This window comes from Aestuariivirga sp. (genome assembly GCF_041738905.1).
In the GTDB taxonomy this organism is placed as follows: Bacteria; Pseudomonadota; Alphaproteobacteria; order Rhizobiales; family Aestuariivirgaceae; genus Aestuariivirga.
Genome location: NZ_JBGSOZ010000110.1, coordinates 1 through 26149, shown reverse-complemented (window position 1 = coordinate 26149; position 26149 = coordinate 1). Strand labels below are relative to the sequence as shown.

Annotated in this window: 25 protein-coding genes and 1 pseudogene; 7 read left to right on the top strand and 19 right to left on the bottom strand. The window is 62.9% G+C overall.

Annotated features, from left to right (window positions below; translation table 11 throughout):
* The 5 genes from mltG to fabD all read right to left on the bottom strand — a co-directional run.
* Window positions 1-1116 (bottom strand): endolytic transglycosylase MltG (mltG, locus tag ACEW8Q_RS09460; RefSeq protein ID WP_373503804.1); only part of this gene is annotated, 1116 nt, incomplete at its 3' end.
* A 22-nt stretch (window positions 1117-1138) separates the two neighbouring features.
* The gene (gene fabF, locus ACEW8Q_RS09455; protein WP_373503803.1) at window positions 1139-2404 is read right to left on the bottom strand and encodes a beta-ketoacyl-ACP synthase II; all 1266 of its coding nucleotides are present in this window, start codon (window positions 2402-2404) and stop codon (window positions 1139-1141) included.
* Window positions 2405-2508: 104 nt separating this feature from the next.
* Complete coding sequence (locus ACEW8Q_RS09450) at window positions 2509-2745, bottom strand: acyl carrier protein (RefSeq protein WP_373503802.1); 237 nt, start codon at window positions 2743-2745, stop codon at window positions 2509-2511.
* 193 nt (window positions 2746-2938) lie between these two features.
* Complete coding sequence (gene fabG / locus ACEW8Q_RS09445) at window positions 2939-3679, bottom strand: 3-oxoacyl-[acyl-carrier-protein] reductase (RefSeq protein ID WP_373503801.1); 741 nt, start codon at window positions 3677-3679, stop codon at window positions 2939-2941.
* Window positions 3680-3684: 5 nt separating this feature from the next.
* Entirely contained in the window at window positions 3685-4635 is a 951-nt protein-coding gene (gene fabD, locus ACEW8Q_RS09440) for an ACP S-malonyltransferase (protein WP_373503800.1), read from the bottom strand.
* Window positions 4636-4799: 164 nt separating this feature from the next.
* Between fabD and ACEW8Q_RS09435 the strand changes: the two genes are divergently transcribed.
* Window positions 4800-5768, top strand: coding sequence for a threonine dehydratase (locus tag ACEW8Q_RS09435; RefSeq protein ID WP_373503799.1), 969 nt, complete (start codon window positions 4800-4802; stop codon window positions 5766-5768).
* On the opposite strand, the gene ACEW8Q_RS09430 is transcribed toward ACEW8Q_RS09435, so the two are convergent.
* The 4 genes from ACEW8Q_RS09430 to ACEW8Q_RS09415 all read right to left on the bottom strand — a co-directional run bounded on the left by ACEW8Q_RS09430 (window position 5769) and on the right by ACEW8Q_RS09415 (window position 9496).
* Window positions 5769-6518, bottom strand: a complete 750-nt coding sequence (locus ACEW8Q_RS09430) for an SDR family oxidoreductase (protein ID WP_373503798.1) — start codon at window positions 6516-6518, stop codon at window positions 5769-5771.
* A gap of 74 nt (window positions 6519-6592) precedes the next feature.
* Entirely contained in the window at window positions 6593-7597 is a 1005-nt protein-coding gene (locus ACEW8Q_RS09425) for a substrate-binding domain-containing protein (RefSeq protein WP_373503797.1), read from the bottom strand.
* 62 nt (window positions 7598-7659) lie between these two features.
* Window positions 7660-8766, bottom strand: coding sequence for an ABC transporter permease (locus ACEW8Q_RS09420; RefSeq protein WP_373503796.1), 1107 nt, complete (start codon window positions 8764-8766; stop codon window positions 7660-7662).
* Complete coding sequence (locus ACEW8Q_RS09415; protein WP_373503795.1) at window positions 8756-9496, bottom strand: ATP-binding cassette domain-containing protein; 741 nt, start codon at window positions 9494-9496, stop codon at window positions 8756-8758. Before ACEW8Q_RS09415 ends, ACEW8Q_RS09420 begins: the two co-directional genes overlap by 11 nt.
* A gap of 335 nt (window positions 9497-9831) precedes the next feature.
* Here ACEW8Q_RS09415 and ACEW8Q_RS09410 point away from each other — a divergent pair, with 335 nt between their 5' ends.
* Entirely contained in the window at window positions 9832-10083 is a 252-nt protein-coding gene (locus ACEW8Q_RS09410; RefSeq protein ID WP_373503794.1) for a hypothetical protein, read from the top strand.
* 8 nt (window positions 10084-10091) lie between these two features.
* Here ACEW8Q_RS09410 and ACEW8Q_RS09405 read toward each other — a convergent pair whose 3' ends face one another.
* From ACEW8Q_RS09405 to ACEW8Q_RS09395, 3 genes are read right to left on the bottom strand one after another with little or no spacing between them, the layout of a single operon-like run.
* A complete protein-coding gene (locus tag ACEW8Q_RS09405; protein WP_373503793.1) occupies window positions 10092-10985 on the bottom strand; it encodes an NAD(P)-dependent oxidoreductase in 894 nt (297 codons plus the stop codon).
* Window positions 10982-11461, bottom strand: coding sequence for an N-acetyltransferase family protein (locus ACEW8Q_RS09400; protein ID WP_373503792.1), 480 nt, complete (start codon window positions 11459-11461; stop codon window positions 10982-10984). Before ACEW8Q_RS09400 ends, ACEW8Q_RS09405 begins: the two co-directional genes overlap by 4 nt.
* The gene (locus ACEW8Q_RS09395) at window positions 11458-12489 is read right to left on the bottom strand and encodes a histone deacetylase family protein (RefSeq protein ID WP_373503791.1); all 1032 of its coding nucleotides are present in this window, start codon (window positions 12487-12489) and stop codon (window positions 11458-11460) included. Before ACEW8Q_RS09395 ends, ACEW8Q_RS09400 begins: the two co-directional genes overlap by 4 nt.
* A gap of 89 nt (window positions 12490-12578) precedes the next feature.
* Here ACEW8Q_RS09395 and ACEW8Q_RS09390 point away from each other — a divergent pair, with 89 nt between their 5' ends.
* On the top strand, window positions 12579-13925 hold the full coding sequence (locus ACEW8Q_RS09390; RefSeq protein WP_373503790.1) for an aspartate aminotransferase family protein: 1347 nt from the start codon (window positions 12579-12581) through the stop codon (window positions 13923-13925).
* 4 nt (window positions 13926-13929) lie between these two features.
* Here ACEW8Q_RS09390 and ACEW8Q_RS09385 read toward each other — a convergent pair whose 3' ends face one another.
* From ACEW8Q_RS09385 to ACEW8Q_RS09370, 4 genes are all read right to left on the bottom strand, one after another.
* Window positions 13930-14730, bottom strand: a complete 801-nt coding sequence (locus ACEW8Q_RS09385) for a phosphodiesterase (protein ID WP_373503789.1) — start codon at window positions 14728-14730, stop codon at window positions 13930-13932.
* A 103-nt stretch (window positions 14731-14833) separates the two neighbouring features.
* The gene (phnY, locus tag ACEW8Q_RS09380) at window positions 14834-16294 is read right to left on the bottom strand and encodes a phosphonoacetaldehyde dehydrogenase (RefSeq protein WP_373503788.1); all 1461 of its coding nucleotides are present in this window, start codon (window positions 16292-16294) and stop codon (window positions 14834-14836) included.
* Window position 16295: 1 nt separating this feature from the next.
* Window positions 16296-17537 (bottom strand): phosphonoacetate hydrolase, encoded by a 1242-nt coding sequence (gene phnA / locus ACEW8Q_RS09375; protein ID WP_373503787.1) that lies wholly within the window; start codon window positions 17535-17537, stop codon window positions 16296-16298.
* Window positions 17534-18697 (bottom strand): 2-aminoethylphosphonate--pyruvate transaminase, encoded by a 1164-nt coding sequence (locus ACEW8Q_RS09370; protein ID WP_373503786.1) that lies wholly within the window; start codon window positions 18695-18697, stop codon window positions 17534-17536. Before ACEW8Q_RS09370 ends, phnA begins: the two co-directional genes overlap by 4 nt.
* A gap of 90 nt (window positions 18698-18787) precedes the next feature.
* Between ACEW8Q_RS09370 and ACEW8Q_RS09365 the strand changes: the two genes are divergently transcribed.
* The 4 genes from ACEW8Q_RS09365 (at window position 18788) to ACEW8Q_RS09350 (ending at window position 23029) form a co-directional block, all read left to right on the top strand.
* The gene (locus tag ACEW8Q_RS09365) at window positions 18788-19663 is read left to right on the top strand and encodes a LysR substrate-binding domain-containing protein (protein ID WP_373503785.1); all 876 of its coding nucleotides are present in this window, start codon (window positions 18788-18790) and stop codon (window positions 19661-19663) included.
* Window positions 19660-20481, top strand: coding sequence for a carbon-nitrogen hydrolase family protein (locus ACEW8Q_RS09360; protein ID WP_373503784.1), 822 nt, complete (start codon window positions 19660-19662; stop codon window positions 20479-20481). The genes ACEW8Q_RS09365 and ACEW8Q_RS09360 overlap by 4 nt, the downstream gene beginning before the upstream one ends.
* Window positions 20482-20562: 81 nt before the next feature.
* Window positions 20563-21120: a LemA family protein gene (locus ACEW8Q_RS09355; RefSeq protein ID WP_373503783.1), complete on the top strand. Its 558-nt coding sequence runs from the start codon at window positions 20563-20565 to the stop codon at window positions 21118-21120.
* Between the two features lie 4 nt (window positions 21121-21124).
* Window positions 21125-23029: a DUF2207 domain-containing protein gene (locus ACEW8Q_RS09350; RefSeq protein WP_373503782.1), complete on the top strand. Its 1905-nt coding sequence runs from the start codon at window positions 21125-21127 to the stop codon at window positions 23027-23029.
* A 3-nt stretch (window positions 23030-23032) separates the two neighbouring features.
* Here ACEW8Q_RS09350 and ACEW8Q_RS09345 read toward each other — a convergent pair whose 3' ends face one another.
* From ACEW8Q_RS09345 to ACEW8Q_RS09335, 3 genes and pseudogenes are all read right to left on the bottom strand, one after another.
* Entirely contained in the window at window positions 23033-24841 is a 1809-nt protein-coding gene (locus tag ACEW8Q_RS09345) for an ABC-F family ATP-binding cassette domain-containing protein (RefSeq protein WP_373503781.1), read from the bottom strand.
* Window positions 24842-24884: 43 nt separating this feature from the next.
* A complete protein-coding gene (gene thiQ, locus ACEW8Q_RS09340) occupies window positions 24885-25601 on the bottom strand; it encodes a thiamine ABC transporter ATP-binding protein (protein ID WP_373503780.1) in 717 nt (238 codons plus the stop codon).
* A pseudogene (locus ACEW8Q_RS09335) lies at window positions 25598-26149 on the bottom strand (thiamine/thiamine pyrophosphate ABC transporter permease ThiP); the annotation flags it as partial. The gene thiQ and the pseudogene ACEW8Q_RS09335, both read right to left, overlap by 4 nt.

Sequence of the window (26149 nt, the reverse complement as noted above, 5' to 3'; positions counted from 1 at the left end):
CGCGCCATCCGCCGGGGTAGCATCGGCTGGCGCGGCGCCCGAATCGGGCTCAGGCTCTTCGGCGGCGATGGCAGCAGCGGCGTTCCCGGCAATCTCCCGCCATTTGCGGACGTTGCGGTTGTGCTCGTTGAGCGTCGAGGCAAAGGCGTGGCCACCTGAACCATCGGCCACGAAATACAGATAGTCAGTGGACTGCGGATTGAGCACCGCCTCGATCGCGGCGCGGCCCGGATTGGCGATGGGCCCGGGCGGCAAGCCATTGATGCGATAGGTGTTGTAGGGCGTCTCGGTCTCGATGTCGTTGCGCGTGAGTGCCCGGTCGAGTTTGCCCTTGCCGCCCACGATTCCATAGATGATCGTCGGGTCGGACTGCAGCCGCATGTTCTTCTTCAGCCGGTTGATGAAGACCGAGGCGATCACCGGGCGCTCGGCGGCAACCCCGGTTTCCTTCTCCACGATCGAGGCGAGGATGACGGCCGCCTCCTTCGTTTCGACGACAGTGCTGGGCTGGCGTGTCTGCCACAGTTCCTCGAGCAGTTTCACCTGCGCTGCCTGCATGTCATCGACCAGCTTCTGGCGCGTCATGCCGCGCCGGAACACATAGGTATCGGGCATGATCGAGCCCTCGGGCGGAACCACGGCAGGCGGGCCTGCCAGAACCTCGTTGGCGTTGACCCGCGCCACCGCCATCTCGCTGGTGAAGCCTTCCGGAATCGACAGCTTGTAGGTGATGGACTTGCCGCTGGCGATCAGCGCCATCACGTCCTGCATCGAGGCGGCCTTTGGGAAGTCATATTCACCGGCCTTGAGCCTGCTGCGCGTGCCGGTGACAGACGCCATGAGAGAAAAGATGCGGGCATTGCTGATGATGCCGTTCTTCTCCAGCGCCTCGCCCACCTCGGCGACGCCACCCTGCTCCACCGTATAGATCGTCTTGTCCGCCAGGGGCCCAGGCGCTGTGTACTCGCTATGGACGTAGAAGGCCGCGCCGCCTGCCGCGACTGCACCGAACAGCAGGATGAGGAACGTCCAGACGAAGACCCGCGACACAGCGGACGGCCGCCGCTTCGATTGCCTCGGTTCCGGCACCTTCACGGATGGCTGCGGCTTACTCAACCTGATGCCCTCTGGGACGTTGTCACGCCGCGAAGCGGCGCATGATCAATGACGCGTTGGTGCCACCAAAACCAAATGAATTGGACAGAACTGTGTTGATCTCTTTTTTCTTGGCCGTATGCGCCACCAGGTCGATCTGGGTTTCGACCGAGGGATTGTCGAGATTGATGGTCGGCGGTGCGATGTTGTCGCGGATGGCGAGGATCGAGAAGATCGCCTCGACGGCGCCAGCGGCGCCCAACAGATGGCCCACCGAAGACTTGGTCGACGACATGGTGAGTTCCGCCGTGCGGTTGCCCATCAGCCGTTCCACGGCGCGAAGCTCGATCTCGTCGCCGAGCGGCGTCGAGGTGCCGTGTGCGTTCACATAGTCGATTTCGTGCGCCTGCAGGCCCGCGCGCTTCAATGCCGATTGCATGCAGCGGAAGGCGCCATCGCCATCCGGCGAGGGTGCTGTGACATGATAGGCATCGCCCGACATACCGTAGCCCACGACCTCTGCATAGATCTTGGCGCCGCGCGCCCTGGCGTGTTCCAGTTCCTCGAGCACGACGACGCCGGCGCCCTCGCCCATGACGAAACCGTCGCGGTCCTTGTCATAGGGGCGTGAGCCCTTCTCAGGCGTGTCGTTGAACCTGGTCGACAGCGCCTTGCAGGCGATGAAGCCCGCGATTCCCAGCCGGCAGATGGCCGATTCGGCGCCGCCCGCGATCATCACGTCGGCATCGTCGAGCGCGATCAATCGCGCCGCATCGCCGATGGCGTGGGACCCGGTTGAACAGGCCGTGACCACCGAGTGGTTCGGGCCCTTGCAGCCGAATTCGATCGAGATGAGGCCCGAGGCAAGATTGATGAGGGAGCCTGGAATGAAGAACGGGCTGATGCGGCGCGGTCCCTTCTCATGCATCAGCATGGTGGTGTCCGCGATGTTGCTCAGGCCGCCGATGCCGGAGCCGACAAGCACGCCGGCCTTGTACTTCTCGTCCTCGGTCTTGAGTTCGATGCCGGAGTCCTTCATCGCCTGCTTGGCGGCCGCCATGGCAAAGATGATGAAGTCGTCGTAGCGGCGAAGATCCTTGTGGTCCATCCAAGCTTCCGGATTGAACGTTCCGTTCGATCCGTCGCCGCGCTTCACTTCGCAGGCGATCTTGCAGGAGAGGTCGGACGCGTCGAATCGGCTGATGGTGCCCGCGCCCGATTGTCCCGCCAGAATACGGCTCCAGGACTCTTCAACGCCCGTTGCAAGGGGAGAGACCATACCCAGTCCGGTGACGACAACACGGCGCATGCAAAGCCCTTTCTACACGAAAACGCGGCGGCAGGATGTTGCTTCTCCTGCCTCCGCGCAACTGATTTGATGGATCGTCCCCAAGGGCCGATCGAACGCAGCCCTCAGGCGGCGCTCTTCTCGATGAACTTGACAGCGTCGCCGACGGTCTGGATCGTTTCGGCCGCATCGTCGGGAATCTCGATACCGAATTCCTCTTCGAAGGCCATGACCAGCTCGACCGTGTCGAGGCTGTCCGCGCCGAGATCGTCGATGAAGCTCGCTTCCGGCTTGACCTTGTCAGCGTCGACGCCGAGATGCTCGACGACGATCTTCTTCACCCGCTCAGCCACATCACTCATTGTCTTATCGTCCTTGGTTGTTTTCAATTCTTTCGGCAGGACAGCAGGACCCCCGCGGCCCCCCACACGCCGGGGGCTTCCCTAGCACAATTCCCGCCGCCGTCAAAAGGGGCATTGGGAGGGCTTGTTATCGCGAGGGAAATTTATCACACGGCCACAGCCCGCCTTTGCCAAGACTCCCCGCGATGATCGATCAGATCATCGCCATGCCACCATTCACGTGAAGCGTCTGGCCGGTGACGTAGCCTGCTTCCTCGGACGCCAGATAGAGCACGGCGGCGGCGATGTCGTCCGGGCTGCCGAGCTTGCCGGCTGGCACGCGAGCGAGAATGCCTTCTTTCTGCTTGTCGTTCAGCACGTCTGTCATCGGCGTTGCGATGAAGCCCGGCGCCACCGCATTGACGGTCACGTTGCGGGAGGCGAGTTCCTGCGCCAGCGACTTGGTAAGCCCGATGATGCCGGCCTTCGACGCCACATAGTTGACCTGCCCCGGATTGCCGGTGACGCCCACGACGGACGTGATGTTGACGATGCGGCCCCAGCGCTTCTTCATCATCCCGCGCATGGCGGCGCGGCAGAGGCGGAAGCCCGCCGTGAGATTGACATCGATGACTGCGTTCCAGTCGTCGTCCTTCATGCGCATCGCAAGGCCATCCTTGGTGATGCCGGCATTGTTGACGAGAATATCGAGCGAACCCATTGCCGCTTCGGCTGCGGGAACCAGCTTTTCGACGTCCGCAGCATCGGAGAGATTGCAGGCGATGACGTGGACGCGCTCGCCGCCGAGCGATGCCTTCAACTCTTCGAGCACGGCGGCGCGCGTACCCGAAATGGCGACGGTGGCACCCGCCATGTGCAGCGCCTTGGCAATGGCAGCGCCAATGCCGCCCGTGGCGCCGGTCACGAGGGCCGTCTTGCCGTTAAGATCGAACATGTTGCTTATCCTTGCTTGATGAGGGCCACGGCGGCGGTGATGTCCTCGGGCGTGCCGACGTGATGGGCATCGCCGTTCGGTGCATTCTTGCGGGACAATCCCATGAGCACGCGGCCCGAGCCGATCTCGTAGAAATGACTGACGCCATGGTCTGCCATATAGCCCACGCATTCGCGCCAGCGCACCGTTCCGGTGACCTGTGCGACGAGGCTGTCGCGGATGGCCGACGGATCGCTCAAGGGCGCAGCGCCGACATTTGCGACAACAGGAACCACGGGCGCCTTCATGGCGACCTGTGCAAGTGCCTCCGCCATGACATCGGCGGCGGGCTTCATCAGCGCGCAATGGAACGGAGCCGATACCGTGAGCATGATGGCGCGTTTCGCACCCTTTGCCTTGGCAATCACCATCGCGCGCTCGACCGCCGCCTTGTGGCCCGAGATGACCACCTGACCATCGCTGTTGTCATTGGCGGCCTGGCAGACGTCGCCTTCCGCTGCTTCCGCGGCAACGGCCGATGCGGTGGCAAAATCGAGCCCGAGAAGGGCGGCCATGGCGCCGGTGCCGAGAGGGGTGGCATTCTGCATCGCCGTGCCGCGAATGCGCAGCAACCGGGCCGCATCGGCAAGCGCGAAGGTTCCCGCCGCCGCAAGGGCCGAGTATTCGCCCAGAGAATGGCCTGCCACGAATTTCGCGGTGTTGGCGACCGTGATGCCGTGCTCGGCCTCCAGCACGCGGATCACCGCCATGGAGACAGCCAACAGCGCTGGCTGGCAATTCTCCGTGAGCGTCAGTTCGGCTTCCGGCCCGGTCCACATGAGGTCCGACAGGTTCTGGCCGAGCGCCGCATCCACCTCGTCGAACACGGCGCGGGCAGAAGCGAAGTTCTCCGCCAGCGCCTTCCCCATGCCAACCGCCTGGCTCCCCTGGCCCGGAAACATGAAAGCAATTGCCATTCGATCCCCATTCTCTCGCATATCATCCCTGGTCTTGTCGCCGGGACGCATTGGCCGCATGGTCGGTCACCTGAGCTTGCGGATCAATGGGTCACCGGAATAAATCCGGTGATGACGTTTGTTTGTTTCGGGGGCGCACGAAACATAAGGGCAGGGGCAAGTCAATGAAGATCACCGCCGACGACCTCGAATCCGCACAGCGGATCGTCTATGCCGCGATGCCGCCCACGCCTCAATATGCCTGGCCGTTGCTGGCCGAAGCCGTGGGCGCGGAGGTCTGGGTAAAGCACGAGAACCACACGCCGACTGGCGCCTTCAAGGTGAGGGGCGGTATTGTTCACCTCAAGCGCCGCCATGACCAAGGTCTCACACGGGGAGTCATCTCGGCGACGCGCGGCAATCATGGCCAGTCGATTCCCTTTGGCGCGAGGCGCGTCGGCATCCCTGTCACCATCGTCTGCCCCGTTGGCAATTCAGTGGAGAAGAACGCGGCCATGCGGGCGCTGGGCGTGGACCTGATTGAGGTGGGTCACGATTTCGACGCGGCGCGTGAGGCGGCTATGGAAATGGCACGGGAGCGCAACCTCGATTTCATTCCATCGTTCGCGCCCGATCTGGTGGTGGGCGTTTCGACTTACGCACATGAATTGTTCCGTGCGGCGGGAGACCTGGACACGGTCTACGTGCCGGTGGGCATGGGTTCCGGCATCTGCGGCGTGATCACCGCGCGCGACATGCTGGGGCTGAAGACCAAGGTGGTCGGCGTGGTGGCGGAAGGCGCCAACGCCATCGCGCTGTCCTTTGCTGCCGGAAACCCGGTCTCGACCAATCAGGCGATCACCTTTGCCGATGGCATGGCAGTTCGCGTCGTCAACCCCGAAGCCTTCGACATGATCCGTCACGGCGCGGATCGCATCGTGACGGTCAGCGATGATGAAATCGCCGATGCCATGCGCGCCTACTACCGCTGCTGCCACACGATAGCCGAGGGTGCCGGTGCCGCCCCGCTTGCGGCCCTGATGCAGGAACGCGACGCCATGAAGGGCAAGCGCGTGGGGGTCATCCTGTCCGGCGGCAATGTCGACATGCCGAAATTCGCCGAGGTGCTGGAAGGCCGCACGCCACAGCCCTGATCAGAGCGACGTCGACAGCCCGCCATCAACCGCCAGCACATGACCGTTCACATAGGCGGCGGCATCGGACGCGAGGAACACGGCGGCGCCGCCCAGTTCTTCCGGCCTGGCCCAGCGGCCCGCGGGGGTGCGGGATTCGACCCATGCCGTGAAGGCCTTGTCGTTGAGCAAGGCCGTATTGAGTTCAGTGGCGAAATAGCCCGGCGCCAGCGCATTGACCGTGATGCCCTGCCGGCCGAGTTCCGCTGCCATCGAACGCGTGAGACCATGGAGCCCGGCCTTGGCCGCCACATAGGCATGGATGGTGGGCCGGCCGAGTATGGCCGAGATCGAGCCAGTATTGATGATGCGGCCATACTTGTTGGGCAGCATCAGGCGCACGGCATCGCGCGCAAGGCGGAAGCAGGCACTGAGGTTCACCGCGATGACCCGGTCGAAATCCTCGTCCTCCCATTCGGTGATCGGGCGGCGATGCTGGATGCCGGCATTGTTCACGAGAATGTCCAGCTTGCCGTGACGCTTGACGATCTCGTCGAGTGCGCCGCGCGCGGCCTTGGCGTCGGTCACGTCGAAGGCCGTGGCCTCGGCGCCGATCTTCGCTGCTGCCTCGCCGAGTTCCGCCGCATTTCGCGCGTTGATGACGACCGTGGCGCCATTGTCCTTCAGCGCCTTTGCCATCGCGAAGCCAAGCCCGCGCGAGGCGCCGGTGACAAGCGCCACGCGGCCATCGAGTGAAAACATGCCGGACATTCCAATCTCCCTGATGCAGGAGAGGCGGAAGTTGCCTTCCGCCCCTTTTGAGTTTCCGAACTGCGCGCGAGGACTTACTTCGCGATGCAGGTGTCGGCGGTCTCGGGCGTGCAGACGTCGAGGCCGGTGTAGGTCGGGTCAGCCGGAGCGGCCTTGCCGTCCTTCATGTCGCGGAGCGCCATCATGGTCTTGAAGCCCATTTCGAACGGACGCTGGCCAACCTGTCCGAGTGACAGGCCTTCCTTCATCTGCTCGATCTGGATCGGCAGCGTGTCGGCCACGACGAGAGCCAGTTCCTTCTTGGCAATCTTGTCCTTGTACTTCTCGACCGCTGCGCGGTTGGCGTCCGGAATGAACTGCGGGAAACCGCCTGTGGGGATGAAGGCATCGACGTTCGGGTTCTTCGCCATGAAGTCCTCGAACTGCTGCACCGACTTGGGGAAATCGTCGTCGGTGTAGAGCGGGCAGCCCTCGGCTTCGGTCCAGCCGCCGTCACCCATCAGCTTGTCACCCGGCGAGGCAGCGGACTTCTTGCCCGAAAGCTCGTCGCGGATGCCCTGCATGCGCTCGTTGTGGTTGGCCGCCGCAGCGCCGCCCGACTGGATGCAGACCGTGCCGCCATTGGGCTTGATGGCCTTGGCGAGCTTGGCGAGATTGGTGCCGATCTCGTAATTGTGCGTGCCAATATAGGCGACGCGGAGATCCTTGTTCTCGGGCAGCAGGTCCGAGTCCCAGGTGAGAACCGGAATGCCGGCTTCCTTGGCGGCCTGCAGCGCCACGGCCATGGCGGCGGCGTTCGAGGGCGAAACGGCAATGCCGTCGACCTTCTTCGCCACGAGATCCTGTACGATCGTCACCTGCTCGTCACCGCCGCCGTGCTCGCCGGGTCCGATGTACATGCATTCGAATGCGCCGTTCGATTCGGCTTCGGCCTTCTTGCAGCCATCGCGGGCCTGATCGAAGAAGGGGTTGTTCATGTTCTTCGGCACCAGCGCGAATACATATTTTGCCTGCGCGCCGGATACCGCAACAGTCAGGGCACCAAGCGCCAGGACGGTCGTCATCAGCAGTTTCTTCATTGGGTCTTTCCTCCTCATTGACCTTCACTGAGTTGTTCGTCCGGCAGTGAAACCGGTCGCTTCTAGCGGTGCCTCTTCGGGAACATGCGCTCCACGGTGGCGGCAATCAGCGATTTGCCGCCGGACTGCATGCCAAGAAGAACCGCGAGAATGATGAAGGCGCCGACGAAAGCGCCCTGCCAGTTGGAATCGATGCCCGCCATCAGAAGGGCGTTGCGGATCACTTCCAGGAACGCCGAACCGATGATGGCGCCGAAGGCCGTTCCCGCACCGCCCATGAGGTTTGCGCCGCCAATGACTGTTGCCGCGATCACGCGCAGCTCATAGCCTTGCCCCATCGCGTTGATGGCCGAGCCGTTGTAGCCGAGCAGCAGCAGCGAAGCGATGGCGGCGGTCAAGCCTGAGAACACATAGGCGTTGAACTTGATCCAGTCGACCGGAACGCCGGTGAGGCGCGCCGCATTTTCATTGCCGCCGATCGCCATGAGATGGCGGCCCCACGGCTTGAAGTTGAAGTAATAGCCGACGATCAGCGCCATGATCACCATCACCCAGAAATGCGACGAGAACTGCGGGATCCAATCGGGAATGGAATCGCCCGGCACCTGATGCGGGAACTTGGCTTGCCCGATGGCCTTCACGATGGGCGCATCGGGGCCAAACTTGTAGAGCATCTGGTTGCCGGAGAAGACGACTGCAAGCGAGCGCGCGATCGACAGCATGCCGAGCGTCACCACGAAGGACGGCATGCCGACATAGGCGACGAAATAACCGTTCACAGCCCCGCACGCCACACCCGTGGCAAGTCCCATGAAGAAGGCAACGTACCACGGGTACTCCCAGGTGAGGAACAAGCCCGCGACGATGGCAACCAGGCCCATGATGGAGCCGACCGAGAGGTCGATGCCTCCGGTGATGATCACCACCGTCATGCCCAGCGCCATGATGCCGAAGGGCGCGAAGTTGCGGGTGACGTTCGCCACGTTGTCGACGGTGCCGAAGCTCGGCTCCAGGATTGACATGTAGATGACCAGCACGACCAGCGCGATCAGCACCCAGAACGGCTGGCTGGCGAGAACGCGCTGCCAGAGTGTCTGTTCCTTGATCCTGACGACGTCGCCGATGGCCGCGTGGCCGGTCTCGGCCTTGTTCGGAGGACTATGCTGCAAGGATCGCTCCCGTGATCAGACCGGTGATTTCTTCCGGTGAGGTTTTCACCGTGACCTTGTCGGCTACTTTCGTACCCCGGCGGAGCACGATGATGCGGTCGCATACGGCGAACACGTCGGGCATGCGGTGGCTGATGAGAATGACGGCGACGCCTTGCGCCTTGAGGCGGCGAATCAGTTCGAGCACTTCCGCCACCTGCCGCACCGAAATCGCGGCGGTGGGTTCGTCCATGATGACGAGTTGCGCGTTGGAGAGCCTCGTGCGCGCAATGGCGACGGCCTGCCGCTGCCCGCCCGACATCTTGCGGACCAGATCCTGCGGGCGGGTTTCCGACTTGAGTTCAGCAAAGAGTTCACCGGAGCGGTCGATCATCGCCTGCTTGTCGAGGACGCGGAAAGGCCAGGGCCCCTTGGTGATCTCGCGGCCGAGGAAAACGTTCTGTGCGGCGGTGAGATTGTCGGCGATGGCGAGGTCCTGATAGACGACCTCGATCCCCTTGGCGCGCGCCTCGATGGGCTTGTGGAAATGGCAGACCTCGCCATTGACCGCAACCTCGCCCTCGGTCGGCGGGAAATTGCCGGCGACAAGTTTCACCATGGTGGATTTGCCCGCTCCGTTGTCGCCCATGAGCCCGACGACTTCACCGGGCTCGATGGCGAAGCTCACGTCGTTCAGGGCGCGGATTGCGCCGAAGCTCTTGGAAACATTGCGGACTTCAAGCAACGCCACGAACGCTTCTCCCATTCAATCCCGCAGGCTCTTGTCGGCCCGTCGGAGATGCAACAGATTTTGTTGTCTCTATCTGCAAGCAACTCTAATTGCAGAATTGTCCTGAGTGCAACAGCAATCGTTCAAACCCTGCAAAATAGTAAGATTGAAGAGTAACCACGAGTCCGGCCGTGTGCAAGCACCCCCACGTGGCAGCGACCACCCAAACCTGACCTTGTGTGAGGTTGCATCGGCAGGTTGTCTCCGTTAACCATTGCTGAACATGGGCCGGATCACCCATGGTAAACCTGCAAGGCATGGCTTGCAGCCAACTGTCCATGGCCAAGGAAGGCGACATGCCCGCATATAGTCCTTCAATGACCGAACGCGTGGCACGCGCCATCGCGGCGGCGATGGGATCGGATGACTGGCGGCCCTACGTCGAGGCAGCCCGGGCGGCGGTGGTCGCCATGCGTGAGCCGACCCCCGACATGCTGGAGGCCGCTCTCCCCGACATGCCCGACTGGGGCTACCTGCCGGACGACTGGCGCGCCATGATCGACCATGTGGCCGGGGAGCGGGTATTCCCCGCCTCCCGCGGCTCCTGAAGCGGACCCTACTTCTTCACGCCGTTCACCGTCATCAGCACGTCGATCAGGCGCGGAATGAAGCGGTCGCCATAGCCCATGTTGTCCGCCATCACCGTGATCTGGTGCGCCGTTTCTGCCAGAAACGACGTGACGGGCAATTGCTCGGTCATGTTGGTGTAGTAGCGGAGGTCCTTGCGCGCATTCTTGATGGCGAACTGGGCTGCGCTGTCATCGTCCGACAGCGGCACGTTGATGAGCCGCCCGAACATCACCGAAGCGGCACCGCCCGCCATCACGATGTCCTTCATCGCCTGCATGTCGACGCCGGCCTTGGCCGCGACCGTGATCGCTTCCGCCGCCACCGCCGCGTGCGCGATCGACAGGAAATTGTTGATGAGCTTCAACTGATGCGCTGAACCCACGGCTCCTGCATGGACGATGGTATCGGCAAAACACTCCAGCACCGGACGGATTCGCGTCATCACCGATTCGGGTCCGCCTGTCATGAGCCCGAGCTTGCCAAGGGCCGCTTCCTTTGGCGTGCGTGTCATCGGCGTGTCGACGAAATGACCGCCCTTGGCTTCGACGTCCGCTGCGATCTTGACGGTCGAAAGAGGCTCCGCCGTAGAGCAATCGGCAATCACCAGTCCCTCACGCACAGCACCCAGCAGGCCATACTCGCCATATATGAGTTGTTCGATCTGTGGCGTACCGGTGACGCAGAGGATGACAAGATCAGAATTCTTGGCGATGGCCAGCGGGTTGTTGTGTTCCGTGGCACCTTTCGAGATGAGGTCATCAACAGGCGTCCTGTTGCGGTGCGCCATGACGCAGAGTTCATAGCCCTTCGCGAGGATGTTCTTGCCGATGCCGTGCCCCATGAGTCCGACGCCGATGAGGCCTACGCGCTTGATGGTCATGTTGGTTTTCCCATTCCTATGAAGTCTTTGAGCCTATCCTGCTCCAGAATGTGGAGCCTGTCTTCGGTCTTCTTGATGAACCCGAGCCGCTCGTAGAACCGCTCGGCACCCACATTCGTCTCGTCCACCTCGAGCTTGATGAACTCCGCGCCCCGTGCTGCAAAACGCCGCGCGCTCTCGCGCAGAAGTTCAAGGCCGATATTCTTTCCGCGCGCCTGCGGAAGCACGAAGAGATCAACGACATAAAGCCCCCGGGCGCCGCGCCAGGTGGAAAACGTCATCAGCCCGAGGCAGGAGCCAAGCAAGTGCCCATCCTCTTCCGCCACCACGACATCAACCAGATCGCCCGCCGCGTTGAGCCTGTCGCCCGTGAGTTTCGGAACGAAGCCGGTGCCGATGTGCTCGGCGAGACCGCGAACCATTCCGGCAACAGCCTCGGCATCGGTCGCCTGCATGCCGCGGACCGTCAGGCTCATGCGAGAAGGCCCTTAAGCAGCGAGGCAAGGTTGGAGCCCAGATGCGGCGAGGGATAACCGCCCTCCTGTACGACCAGCGATGGAAGACTTAGCCCCGCGATCTGCCTGCCGATCACCTCGAACTCCGGTGTCTGGATTGCGAAGCCCTTGAAGGGATCGTCGATGGCGATGTCGAGCCCGGCAGCAAGCACAAGCGTATCCGCGCCAAAATCGGCCACACGCTTCAGCGCTGTGTCCAGCGCGATCTGGTAGGGCTTCACGGTCGTGCCACGCTCGAGCGGCAGATTGAGATTATACCCCTCGCCCGCGCCCCGGCCACGCTCTTCAGAGTAGCCCCAGAAGAAGGGATAGAAACGCTTGGGATGCGCATGGATGGAAACGGTCAGCACATCGGCGCGGTCATAGAAGATCGCCTCCGTGCCATTGCCATGATGGACGTCGATGTCGAGAATGGCCGTGCGCTTGCCGGCGCGCGTCAGGATTTCTGCGGCAAGTGCGGCATTGTTGAAGTAGCAGAAGCCTGCCGCCATGTCGGAGGCGGCGTGATGTCCCGGCGGACGGCACAGCGCATAGACCAGGCTTTCGCCGTGCAGAACGAGCCCTGCGCCGTGTGCGGCGGTTGCTGCACTCGCGCGCGCCGATTCCCATGTCATTGCGGTAACGGGACAAGAGCCGTCGCCCAGATGATAGCCGCACTGGCCAACCACGCTGTCCGGGTAGCCGGCCGGCGGAAGAGTGGCGCGGCCCAAGGCAAAGACGTTGGCCGAAGGGCTTTCCGCCACATCCGGTATGCGCCGCCAGCGCTCCCACAGTGTCGACAGGAACTGGATGTAGCGGCGGTCGTGGACAAGCGCGATGGTGTCGCCGAAGATTCCCGGCGGTGCCACGACCGGTCCGCCGATCCGGCGCACACCTTCGAGCAGCATGTCGATGCGCTCCGGAACTTCCGGAATGGGCTGCGGCTTTCCCGAAACGATGAATTCGCGGGGCGCATGGGAGCGTTGCATGTCGTCGAAGACGGTGATCACCGGTTTGCCGTGCCTCTGAATTGGGTGTTAATAGCTTGGGCGACCATCAAATCCAACTCTGGCAATTCCAATTCAAGGCGATTCATCACATGTCTTCTGCTGCAGGCCTTCCCAAGCATATTCACTCGACCGGCGATCTTCCGAAAGTGGCCTGGGCGAAGGGCAGCTATGTGTATGACAGCGAGGGCCGGCAATACATCGACGGATCGGGCGGACCGGCGGTCTATTGCATCGGCCACTCGAACGAGGAAGTGAATGATGCAATCAAGCGCCAGCTTGATCTGATCGCACATGGTTACCGCTACAACTTCTCTTCCGATGCCCTGGAGGAACTGACGGACATCGTGAGGAAGCGCTGCGGCGGCACCCTGAACCACATGGTCTATGTGACAGGTGGCTCCGAGGCCGTTGAATCCTGTCTCAAGCTCGCATTGCAGTATCAGACAGCCGTCGGCCAGATGAGCCGCAGGCGCTTCATCGCGCGCGAGCGTTCGTGGCATGGCAACACGCTCGGCGCGTTGTCTGTCTCGGGATTCCTCGAAAGGAAGCGCGCGTTCGAAGGCTCGTTGCTCGACGTTTCCCGGCTCTCTCCCGCCAATGCCTATCGCCCCATCGCGGGTTCAACGCCTGAAACCGTGGGCGAAGCCTGCGCGAAGGAACTCGAGGACGAGATCCTGCGCATGGGGCCTGAAAAGATCTGCGCCTTCATCTTCGAGCCCGTGGTGGGTGCGGCAGGCGGCTGCGTGCCGGCACCCAAGGGCTATGCGAAACGCGTGCGCGAGATCTGCGACAAGTACGGCGTCATCATGATCTCGGACGAAGTGATGTGCGGCGCCGGGCGCTCCGGCACGTGGCGCGCGCTGGAGCAGGATGGCGTCGAACCCGACATCATGTCGGTGGCGAAGGGCCTTGCCGCCGGCTACCTGCCGCTGGGGGCCGCGATCTACACCGACAAGGTGGCAGACGCGATTCACGGCAAGCACGGCGCCCCGATGACGGGTCACACCTTCACCGGGCACACCGCCTGCTGCGCGGCGGGCGTTGCCGTGCAGAAGATCGTGGAGCGCGAGAAGCTGGTCGAGCGCGTCCACGCCATGGAAGGCACGCTTCGCAACATGCTCACCGAAGCCACCAAGGACATCGAGGCGGTGGGCGACATTCGCGGCCGCGGTTTCTTCCAGGCCATCGAGCTGGTCGCCGACCGCAAGACGAAGAAGCCCTTCGACACTGAGAAGAAACTCTTCATGAAGATCCGCGCCCAGGCCTTCGAGAACGGCCTGATCTGCTATCCCGTGGGCGGCAATGTCGACGGCGTCAACGGCGACGTCGTCATCATGGCGCCACCCTATAACGTGACAGACGCCGAACTGACCGAGATCGTCGACAAGACCGCGACCTCGATTCGCCAGGTGCTCAAGGCCGAAGGTCTGGCTTGAGTATTCAGTACCAGTCGCCCCGCTCCGCATCCTTGTGCATGAGGGCGGGGGACCGGTGCATGAAGGCATCCGAGTGGACGATGGTCATGCCGTTTGCGAGGAGCACGGCGGCATACATCGGCGGCTCGTCGGAATAGACCGTTTCCACAGAACCGCTGACCAGCGGCAGCTGATGGCTCAATCCGGGTAGAGCGGAGAAAGCAATGCCGCGCCACTGCCCGCTGATCGTCCGGTGCGCGTGACCAAAGAAGATGTGCCGGATGTTGTGGCCTTCGAGCAGGCCCGCGAAATTCTCCGCATCGTCGAGCTTGATCAGGTCCATCAGGTCGTGCCCGATGTCGAATGGTGGATGGTGCATGAAGAGATAAACCGGTGTGCCTGCGGCCTTCTCGAGTTCCGACATGAGCCAGGCACTGCGCGGTGCGTCATAGAGGCCCGCAGATGACGGCGGGCCTTTCAGCGTATCGAGAAACAGGAAGGTGCTGCCATCGCGCGCGATCGCCTTCTGCACATGCCCTGACGCGCTGGCGTCGCCAAAGACATGGAGATAGGCCGTGCGATCGTCGTGGTTGCCGAGCATCAGGTGGGTCTCGATGGGGAAACGTTCGAGCCGCTTCTTCAGCGCGGCATAGGCGTCTGGTTCGCCTCTTTCAGTGAGGTCTCCGGTGATGGCGCAGAAGGCCGCATCCGCGTGATGGGTTGCGATGTCCGCGAGGCAGGCATCAAGGCGTGCAAGCGGATCGAAACCCCACAGCCTTTGCCCCGGCAGCACGAGATGAATATCGGTGATGTGAATGAACTTCATGTTGCCTGTGCCGTGTCCTGCCTAAGCCGTGAGCCGCAGCGCAGCAAGGCGAACCCTCCCGGCAGATTGACGATGACGGCGGTGCCTGGGTTCAACTCGTCTCTCACTGCGGCCAGGGCAGCGACCACGTCTTCACGTTGGTGAAGAACTTCATGGCCTCCATGACGCCTTCCTTCACACCATTGCCTGAATCCTTGATGCCGCCAAACGGCGACATCTCGATGCGATAACCCGGCACTTCCCAGATGTTCACGGTGCCGACGTTCAGGTCTTCCACGAACCGTGTGATGCGCGACAGGTTGTTGGTGCATACACCTGAAGACAGGCCAAAGGGCGTCGAGTTGGAAATCCGGATCACCTCGGCGTCATCGTTCGGCACGCGCACGATGGGAACGATGGGACCGAAGGTCTCCTCGAAGACGAGATCCGACTGGTGCGGCACGAAATCGACCGTGATGGGCGGCAGCACCGCACCCTTGCGGCCCGGATCATAGAGCACCTTTGCGCCCTGCTCGACCGCCTTGTAGACGCGGGCTTCGAAAATCCGTGCCGCTTCCTCATGCACCACTGTCCCAAGGTCGGTGTCCGGGTTCATCGGGTCACCGAACTTGATCGCCTTGGCCTTCGCCAGCACCTTTTCGACGAAGCGGTCCGCGACCCGCTCCTGCACCAGAATGCGCTTCACCGCGGTGCAGCGCTGGCCGGAATTGCGGGTGGCGCCTGCAGCTGCGAGTTCGGCCGCCTTGTCGAGGTCGCTGTCTGAGAGATCGTCGAGGATGATGAGCGGATCGTTGCCGCCGAGTTCAAGCGCCGCGCGCTTGTAGCCGGCCTTCGCCGCGATGATCTTGCCCACGCGCACGCCACCAGTGAAGGTGACGATGTCGATGTTGGCGTTGGTCACCATCTCGTCGCCGATCTCGTCCGGCCAGCCGGTGACGACCTGGAACATCTCGGGCGGCAAGCCCGCCTCATAGAGAATGTCGGCAAGCGCGATGGCGGTCAGCGGCGTCAACTCGGTTGGCTTGCAGACGACGCAATTGTTGGTGGCGATTGCGGGCGCCACCTTGTGCGACACCATGTTGAGCGGATGGTTGAACGGCGTGATCGCCGAGATGACACCGACGGGCTCGCGCTTCGTGAAGATCTTGCGCGGCTTGCCTTGGGGCGTCAGATCGCATGAGAAGATCTGGCCATCATCCAGGATGCACAGCTGACCAGCGAGCGAATAAACGTCATAGGCGCGGCCCACTTCGTAAAGTGAGTCCTTCTTCGACAACCCGAGTTCCAGCGTGATGAGGTCCGAGAGCTCGTCCTTCCGTGAACGGATGAGTTCCGCCGTGCGGAACAGGATCTGCTGGCGTTCATAGCGCGTCAGCTTCGGCTTGTAGTTGCGCGCGATGGCGAAAGCCTGTGCGGCATGTTCAGCGCGGCCCGCTGGAACCGTGCCGATGATTTCGTTGGTGTAGGGGTAATGCACCGGCACGACGCCTTCGGCATCGACTTTTCTGCCGCCGATCCGCATGGATTCGCGGATGATGGGGCGGGCGCCAACGGGAGCGTTCATCTCAGTTCTCCACGATATGGTTACAGCCCAATGCGAACGCATCGAAATTGCGCAGTTGGTCCGGCAGGTTCTTGAACTTGCGATTGGCGATCACCGGGATTTCCTGCTCGGTGAGCCCGCCATGCGAGCGCAGCGGTTCGTTCAACCCGGAAAGATCATGCTTGTCGCACGATGTGCCGATGACCTTCGAGCCTTTTGGCCCGCCCGAGACGACGATGATGTCGCCCATGCGGTCCTCCGGCAACTCGAAGCGCGCGCAACCGTCCTTGCGGTCGAGCACAACATCGATGCCATCCTGGCTTGCGATCACCGCCATCACCTCAGCCACGGAAGGCCCATAGGCATAGACCGTAGCAAAGCTTCCGAGTGCGCCGTGATGAACCACATAGGGATCGGTGATGGGCAGGATCACCTTGGTCTTGCCAGCGCCGAACGCCGCATCGAGCACGTCCTGCAGGTAGACGACATCGGGTTCGCCATTGCTGAGATGTTTGTCCTTCATGCCATGGTCGGCGACGATGACGACGATGGCGCCGCCCGCATCGAGCTGGCCCAGATATGTATCCATCATCGCATAAAAAGTCTGCGCGCCCACCGAGCGCGGGGCATATTTGTGCTGCACGTAATCCGTCGTTGAAAGATACATGAGATCGGGCTTCATGCTGTGAAGCAGCTTGACCCCCGCCGCGAAGACGAATTCCGAAAGCTCCGCCGAATAGACATCCGGCACGTCCATGCCGACCATGGCGCAGACATTCTCAATGCCGTTCTCAGCAAGGTTCACCTTGTCGGCCTTCTCGGAGGAGAAGGCGACCGCGGTACCATCGAAGACGAGGCCCTTGCCGAGAAGCAGGCGCAGCTTGTCCTTCGCCGTCACCATCGCGATTTTTGCGCCGGCCTTCTGGAAGGCCTCGAAGATGGTGGGCGCGCGGAGCCACTTCGGGTCGTTCATCATCGTTTCCTTGCCGGTGGCGGGATCGATGAGATAGTTGCCGCAGATGCCGTGAACAGCGGGCGGTTGTCCGGTGACGATGGAAAGATTGTTCGGATTGGTAAAGCTCGGGATGACCGAGTGCCCACGGCGGTTCTCGCCCTTGGCGATCATCTTCCGCAGGTTGGGCATCAGCCCGGCCTTCATCGCCACTTCCATGTAGTCGGGCTCGCTGCCGTCGCAGCAGATGACGACGAGCGGAGCTGATGGCCAGTTGTAAGTGCGTCCGTTGACGGAAACAGTCTTCATCATCCAGCCTCGAGCGGCGAAAGATCGGTGACGTTCATTTCGGCCAGCACTTCCGTCACGGCCGTCAGCACACCCTGCATGACCTTCTCGTCGACCTTGCCGATCGTGCCAATGCGGAAGCTGGGCCGCTTCGTGAGCTTGCCCGGATAGATGGCGAAACCGCGAATGCGGAGCGCCTCATAGAAGCGTTCGAAGTTGAAGTTGGGGTCGCGCGGCGTGAGGAAGGTCTGGATGATGGGGCCTGCCTCGTTGTCCGACAGCAGCGTCGAGAAGCCCATGTCGCGCATGCCCTTGATGAGGATTTGCGCGTTGCGGGCATAGCGCTTGCCGCGTGCCGCCACACCGCCCTCCGCTGCGTGTTCCTTCATCGCCTCGTGGAAGGCGGCAAGCGCGTGAGTTGGCGGCGTGAAGCGGAACTGGCCGTTGGCTTCCAGTCCTTTCCATTGCTCGTAGAGATCGAGCACCACCGAGTGGCTGCGGCCCCTCGACATGTCCAGCATGTCGCGCTTCACCAGCACATAGGAAAATCCGGGAACGCCCTCGATGCACTTGTTGGAGGACGACACCATCACGTCGATGCCGTCGTTCATGTCGAGGGCGAGTGCGCCGAATGATGACATGGCATCGACCATGAAGACCTTGCGGCGCGCCTTCACCTGGCGTGCGATGTCGGAGATGGGGTTGACGATGCCGGACGTCGTCTCGCAGTGAATGACCCAGACATGGGTGATGGCGGGATCGGCATCGAGAGCCGCCGCGATTTCCTCGGCACTTGGCGCCGCGCTGTCGCCCTTGTCGATCTTGACGATCGGCCTGCCGATCTTCTCGAGGATTTTCGCCGCGCGGTCGCCATAGGCGCCATTGGCGACAACCAGCGTCTTCACCTCTCCCATGGGGCAGAAGGCGCCAAGTGCCGCCTCGATGGCGAAAGTGCCCGAGCCCTGCATGATGACGCATTCATAGCTCTCGTCGCATCCTGCAAGATTGAGAAGCCCGTTGCGGACGTCGGCGACGAGCTGGCGGAACTCCACATCGCGCGAGCCCCAGTCGGCCAGCATCGCGGCCTTCACCGTGCGGGACGTGGTGAGCGGGCCCGGCGTGAGCAGGTAGGGCATGTCTTCCTGTCCGGGCGGGCCGTTGAAGCGGCGGGTGGTCGTATCCATGAGAGGCTCCTGAAGTCTGGCCGGAAAATGGGCGCTTGACCCCTATCAGTCAAATCGTATGTTCTTATGGAACATATAAGTCTGACAGATATGCGACACGCCCAGATCAAGGCATTCCACGCCGTTGCCGTACACGGCGGTTTCTCCCGCGCGGCGGAGGCGATGAACCTCACCCAGCCCGCCATCTCCGACCATGTGCGGAAGCTGGAGGAGACCTATGGCGTGCAGCTCTTCAATCGTGGACCACAGGGCGTGGCGCTCACCGACATGGGCCGCAAGCTCTTCGCCATCGCGGAGCGCCAGTTCGAGGCGGAGACGCAGGCGCTGGAACTGCTGCAGCGCGGAAAGACCCTGGAAGAAGGCCAGATCACCATCGGGGCCGATGCCGCCGTCCACATCCTGCCTGAACTCGCCCGCTTCCGGTTGAAGCACCCGAAGCTGGCGGTGCGGCTTGTCACCGGAAATTCGGCGCAGCTTCTCAAGCGGCTGGAGGACTTTTCCATCGACATCGCGGTCACGGCGGAGCGGCCCGCGGGCACGGCGTTCCAGACGCGCAAGCTCAGGAGCGACCGTCTCGTCGCCGTCGTGCAGCGCTCCTCGCGATTGTCGAAGCTGAAGCAGATCGAGTTCGCGCAGCTGGTGAAGCTGCCGCTGATCCTCCGCGAGGAAGGCTCGATGACACGCACGCTGCTTTTGCAGGAAGCGGCGAGGCGCAGCCTCACCCTTGCCGACACGATCGAGATCGAGAGCCGCGAGGCCGCGCGCGAAGCCGCCGCACAAGGGCTGGGGCTCGCCATCATGTCGGCGGGAGAAATCGTACCCGACGGACGCCTTGCCGTGCTGCCCATTCCCGACTGGGAGACGGAAATGGAAGAGTGGATGATCTGCCTCAGCGCGCGGAGCAGCCTCCATGTCATCGGCTCCTTCTTCACGCTGGGCGAAGACACGGCTAAGCTCACGTCATGACATTCAAGGCCGCCTGCATCCAGACCACCGCCACGCCGGACGTTCATCACGACTTGCGCGTCCTGTCCGCCCTCATCCGCGACGCCGCCGCCGCGGACGCCAGCTTCGTTGCAACGCCCGAATACTGCGCCGGGCTCGATGCGCGGGACGGCAAGCTCTATCCTGTGGCGCACGAAGAAACGGACCATCCCGTGCTTCCCGCCATGGAGGCGCTCGCACGCGATCTGAACATCTGGCTGCTGATCGGCTCCATCGGCGTGAAGGCGCCCGATGGCCGCACCTTCAACCGCAGCTTCATGGTCGATCCGAAAGGCAGCATCGCAGCGCGCTATGACAAGATTCACCTCTTCGACGTGAACCTCGGCGAGGGGCATGTCTATCACGAATCAGCCACCATCGCGCCCGGAACACGGGGCGTGGTCGCGCCCTGCATCGAAGGCGCGATCGGGCTTTCGATCTGCTACGACATCCGCTTTCCGCATCTCTACCGTGCCTATGGCCAGGCGGGCGCCGGGATGCTGGCGATCCCCGCCGCCTTCACAAAAGTGACGGGCGAGGCGCATTGGCACGTGCTGCAACGCGCACGCGCCATCGAGAACGGCGCCTATGTGATTTCACCCGGCCAATGCGGAACGCTGGCCGGCGGTGCGCAATGCTACGGCCATTCGCTCATCGTCGATCCGTGGGGCCGGGTTCTGGCCGATGGCGGGGACGCACCGGGCTTCATCATCGCCGAGATTGATCTGGCCCAGGTAGCGGAGACGCGGAAGCGGATTCCCTCTTTGCAACACGATCGCGATTTCACGCCGCCCTGCTGATAATATCTCCGGTCACCGCCGCGCTTGCGGGTGGCGAACAGACAGCCGATAATCGCCCCTCAACGCGAAGGAGCAAACGGCATGTTCGGCTACGGTCTTCTGGGCCTCATCATTCTCATCGGCGGCTATCTGGTCTGGGCCTACAATGCGCTGGTCAGCAACAAGAACTTCGTGGCCGAGGGCTGGAGCGGCATCGACGTGCAGCTCAGGCGGCGCGCCGACCTGATCCCCAATCTGATCGAGACGGTGAAGGGCTATGCCAGCCACGAGGACAAGCTGTTCCGCGACATCGCAGAGCTTCGCGCCAAGTCGATCTCCGGCGGCACCGTGGGCGAGCAGTCCGCGGTGGGGCAAGCCATGAGCGCGGCGCTGGGCAAGCTCTTCGCGGTGGCCGAGGCCTATCCGGAACTGAAGGCCGACGCCAATTTCCGCGACCTGCAGGACAAGCTCTCCGGCATCGAGGATGAGATCCAGATGTCGCGGCGCTACTACAATGGCGCGGTCAGGAACCTCAACACCATGATCGAGAGCTTCCCGACGAACCTCATTGCCACGCAGTTCAAGTTCGGGAAGGCCGAGTTCTTCGAGATCGGCGATGCCGCCGCGCGTGAAGTGCCCAAGGTCGACTTCAAGAACTGACGCCATGCGCTTCCTCGCCTTCGTCTTCGGCCTCGTCTTCGCGCTGGCCACGCCCGTTCTCGCCGATGAGCGCATCACCGGTTTCCTCAGCGACGTGACGGTCAATGCCGATGCCTCGCTCACCGTTCGCGAGACGATCAGCGTGATCGCTGAAGGACGCGACATCCGGCGCGGCATTTTCCGCGACATTCCCACGATCTACAAGGACAGGCTGGGTCAGCGCGTGGTGGTGGGACTCGACGTGGTCGACGTGAAACGCGACGGCCGGTCCGAGCCCTATGCCATAGAAGCGATCACCAACGGCAAGCGCATCCGCATCGGTGACAAGGACGTGCTGCTGGATGATGGCCAGCACGTCTACCAGGTCACATACCGCACCACGCGCCAGATCGGCTTCTTCGACGACTACGACGAACTCTACTGGAACGTGACGGGCAACGGATGGGACTTCGCCATCGACGAGGCCCGCATCACCATCCGCCTGCCGCCCGGCGCCAATATCCGGCAACACGCCGAATACACAGGCTATCAGGGCGAAGGCGGCAAGGACTCGCGCGTGCTCAATGATTCAGACGGTGTCTATTCCGCCGAGACCACGCGCCGCCTGCTTCCCAAGGAGGGCTTCACCGTGGCGGTGGCCTGGCAGAAGGGCATCGTGGCGCCGCCGACGGATTCAGAGAAGTGGAGCTGGTGGCTTTCCGACAATGCCGGGCTCTTTGCGCTGGCCTTCAGCCTGCTGGCATCGGCCGCCTATTTTCTCTATGCGTGGGACAAGGTCGGGCGCGATCCGCCCAAGGGCACGATCATCCCGCTGTTCAAGCCGCCGCAGGACCTGGGGCCCGCGAGTGTCCGCTACATCACGCAATACGGAATGGATGACCGCACCTTCGCCGCGGCCATGGTGGGGCTTGCGGTCAAGGGCCGTCTCAATATCCACGACGACGACAAGAGCTTCACCGTGACGAAACTCTCTGCCCCCGCCTCGGCGGAAGCGCTCACAGCCCCGGAGTCGGCACTGTATCAGGCGCTGTCCTCGGGTAGCACTGAACTGAAGCAGGCCAACCGCGTGAAGGTGCAAGCCGCGAAGTCGGCCCTGCAGAACGCGCTCGACGCGGCCTATGACGGCACGATCTTCCAGCGCAACCTGATGTGGTTCACGATCGGGCTCGGCATTTCGGCGGCCTGTCTCATCCTCGCGGCGCTGTTCATGCCGGCTGACGAAGGGTTTCTTGGCCTCCTCGCTGTGGGATGGACCACGGTCTGGTGGGGCTTCATCATTGCCATCGCTTGGGCATCCCTGAAGGGCCTCATGCGGGAACGCGGCGTGATGAAGAAGATCGCCTCGCTGTTCGGGCTCCTTTTCCTCATCCCCTTCATGGGAGGCGGCCTCGCCGGACCGGTGATGGTGATGGCCGGCGGCGGTTCGGCAGGCCTCTACATGCTGATCGGGACCGCCGTCCTGCTCGGCATCATGAATGTCGTGTTCTTCTACCTGCTCCGCGCGCCGACCGAACCCGGCCGCAAGCTGATGGACCAGATCGAGGGATTCCGCATGTATCTCTCGACCGCCGAGGAGAACCGCCTCAACGTGCTGCACCCGCCGGAGAAGACGCCGGAACTGTTCGAGCGCTACCTGCCCTATGCGCTGGCGCTCAACTGCGAGAACGAATGGAACGCCAAGTTCGCCGCCGTGCTGGCAGCGGCTGCTGCAGCCGGTGCCTCGGCCCCACTGTGGTATTCGGGGACGCACTGGGATTCGGGCCGCACTGGTGGCTTCACCGACAGCCTCGGCAGTGGCCTGTCATCGAGCGTGGCATCGGCTTCGACAGCGCCGGGCAGAAGCTCGGGTTCGGGCGGCGGCGGTTCGTCTGGCGGCGGTGGCGGCGGTGGAGGCGGTGGAGGCTGGTAGGGTTCAGCCTTCCAGTTCCTCGCGCTTCATCTCGAGGTCAAGCCACTGCTCTTCCGACTTTGACAGTTCTTCGCGCGCAGCAGCGATGCGAGAGATCGCGGCCTCGAAGCCCTTGGGATCGCGCGAGAACAGGGTCGCGTCGGCGAGCTTTTCCTCAAGCTTCGCAATCTCGGCGTGGAGCTTGTCCATCTGCTTCGGCAAGGTCTCCAGCGCGTGCTTGTCCTTGAAGGAAAGTTTGCGCTTTGCTGAAGGAACGGGTGTCGAGGCCGCAGTTGAAGAAGGCGCCTTCTCTGTCTCGATCTTCACCTTGCGGGCTTCAACCCCGCTGCCGCGCTGGGCCACCATGTCGGAATAGCCGCCGGCATATTCCATCCACTTGCCGTCGCCTTCGGCCATCAGGACCGAGGTCGCGACGCGGTCGAGGAAGTCACGGTCATGGCTCACCAGCAGGATGGTGCCCTGATAGTCGGCCAGCATCTCCTGCAGCATGTCGAGAGTTTCGAGATCGAGGTCGTTGGTGGGCTCGTCGAGCACCAGCAGGTTCGAGGGCTTGGCGAGTTCGCGCGCCAGGATGAGGCGGCCGCGCTCGCCGCCCGAGAGGACCGAGACGGGTGTCCGCGCCTTTTCTGGTGGAAACAGGAAGTCCTTCATGTAGCTGACGACATGCTTCGTCTCGCCATTGACGGTCACGCTCGACCCACGCCCGTCGGTGATGACCTCCGCAAGCGTCGACGATGGATCGAGGCTCTGGCGGCTCTGGTCCAGTGTCACGGTCTGCAGATTGGTGCCGAGGCGGATACTGCCTGAATCGGGTTCGAGCTGCCCCGTGAGAAGCTTGATGAGCGTCGTCTTGCCAGCTCCGTTCGGCCCCACGATACCAAGCCTGTCGCCACGCATGACAAGCAGGTCGAGGCCGTTCACGATCGTCCGTGTACCGAAGGATTTTGAAACGCCCTTGAACTCGGCCACGAGCTTGCCCGACAGGTCGCCCGAGGAGGCGGCCATGCGGACACCTCCCATTGACCCGACATGCTCCTTGCGCTCCTTGCGCAGGCTACCCAGGAGCTCCACGCGCCGCATGTTGCGCTTGCGCCGCGCGGTCACGCCATAGCGCATCCAGTGTTCTTCCGTTTCAATGCGCTTGGCGAGAAGCTGCTGCTCGGTCTCCTCCTTCGCCAGCACCTCGTCGCGCCAGGCTTCGAAGAACGCGAATCCGCGGTCGAGACGGCGCGATTCGCCACGGTCGAGCCACACCGTCCGGTTCGACAGCGATTCGAGAAACCGCCGGTCATGCGAGATCAACACGAAGGCCGAGCGCAGCGACTTCAATTCGGCTTCCAGCCATTCGATGGCGGGCAAGTCGAGATGGTTGGTGGGCTCGTCCAGCAACAGGATGTCGGGTTCGGGCGCCAGCGTGCGGGCAATCGCCGCCCGCCTGATCTCACCACCCGAAAGCCGTGCCGGTTCTTCGTCTCCGGAGAGGCCCAGTTCGCGCAGCAGGTAAACGCAGCGGTGCGGATCATCGGTTGGCCCGAGGCCGCCTTCGACATAGTCGAGCACGGTCTTGTAGCCCGAGAGATCCGGCTCTTGCGGCAGGTAGCGGATGGTGGTGCCGGGCTGCACCCAGCGCTCGCCCTTGTCGAAATCGAGCAGCCCCCCGGCAATCTTGAGGAGCGTCGACTTGCCCGAGCCGTTGCGCCCGACAAGCGCCACGCGCTCGCCCTCGGCCACCGCGAGTTCGGCACTTTCGAGAATGGGCCGGCCGCCGAAGGTGAGGCCGATGCCACGGAGATGAAGAAGGATCCTGCTCATGCGGCTGGGGGTCTAGAGCATCAGGCAGAAAAGGGGAACCCGGTTATGGCGAAATGCCTTTCCAGTCACCCAGATAGGCAGCGAGTCCCGGAAGGTCGCGCGCAGTAAGGAGTTCCGCCGTGGGCCGGAGTGCCAGAATATGCCCGGCTTCGAGATAGGCCGTATGGCTTGCCGCATATTCGGCATCCTCCGGCTGGTGCGACACCATGAGCACGGTCAACCCCTTGGCCCTATGCATGGCGATGACGAGGTCGAGCATGTCGCGCCGCAAGGCTGGCCCCAGTGCCGCGAAGGGCTCATCCAGCAGCAGCACCGGCCGGTCTCGCACCAGCGCGCGCGCCACCGCCACGCGCTGCCGCTCGCCGCCCGAGACTTCGCCCGGCTTGCGGTGCTTCAGCGCGACGATCCCGACTTCGTCCAGCGCTCCGTCGACTTGTGCGCGCTGGGCCTCATCGAGCTTCAGCGACGGCGCGATGCCGAGTGCAACGTTCTGCCACACGTCGAGATGGGCAAAGACATTGTTGTCCTGGAAGATCATGCTCACCGGGCGGCGGTCGGGCGGAAGGCCTGTCACGTCCTCGCCGCCGATCGAAACCCGGCCAGAGGCAGCCCTTTCGAAGCCTGCGATCAGGTTGAGCAGCGTGGACTTGCCGCTGCCGCTGGGGCCGATCACGGCGGTGAGGCTTTGTGCCGGAAACACGGCATCGAACATCATGGCCATGTCTTCGTATTGGAAGGACACCTTGTCGAGCCTGATCACGCGCGCGCACTCCAGCGTTCGGCAAGGCCCGAAAACGCCAGCACGATGGCGCAGAGCACCAGCGCCGTGCCGATGGCCTCGTCGAAGCGGTAGCTGCCCATCTGGCGGTAGATCAGCGCGGGCAACGTCACGAAGTCCTGCGTGCCGAAGAGCGCTATGGCCGTGAGGTCGCCAAGCGACAGGATGAGCGCCATGACCAGCGCCAGTCCGATGGGACGCTTGAGCGCGGGAATGTCGATGAGGCGGAAGCGATCCCAGCCGCGAAGCCCCAGGCTGGCGCACAGCCGGTCATGGGTGCCGGCGGATTGAACCAGCGCAGGAAACAGCGCCTGGTGAACGAAAGGAAGCGACATCAGCGCATTCATGGCGATCACGAGGAAAGCCGCAAGCCCCCCCATGCCGGCATAGGAAATGAAGGTGATGAACCAGCCCGTGGCGAGCACGGCGGGTGGCACGATCCATGAGGACAGCACCGCGAAGCTGCTCAACCGCCGCCATGAGGGCGAGCGCGCCGCGCGCGAGGCAAGCGGCCAGACGATGGCGAAGGC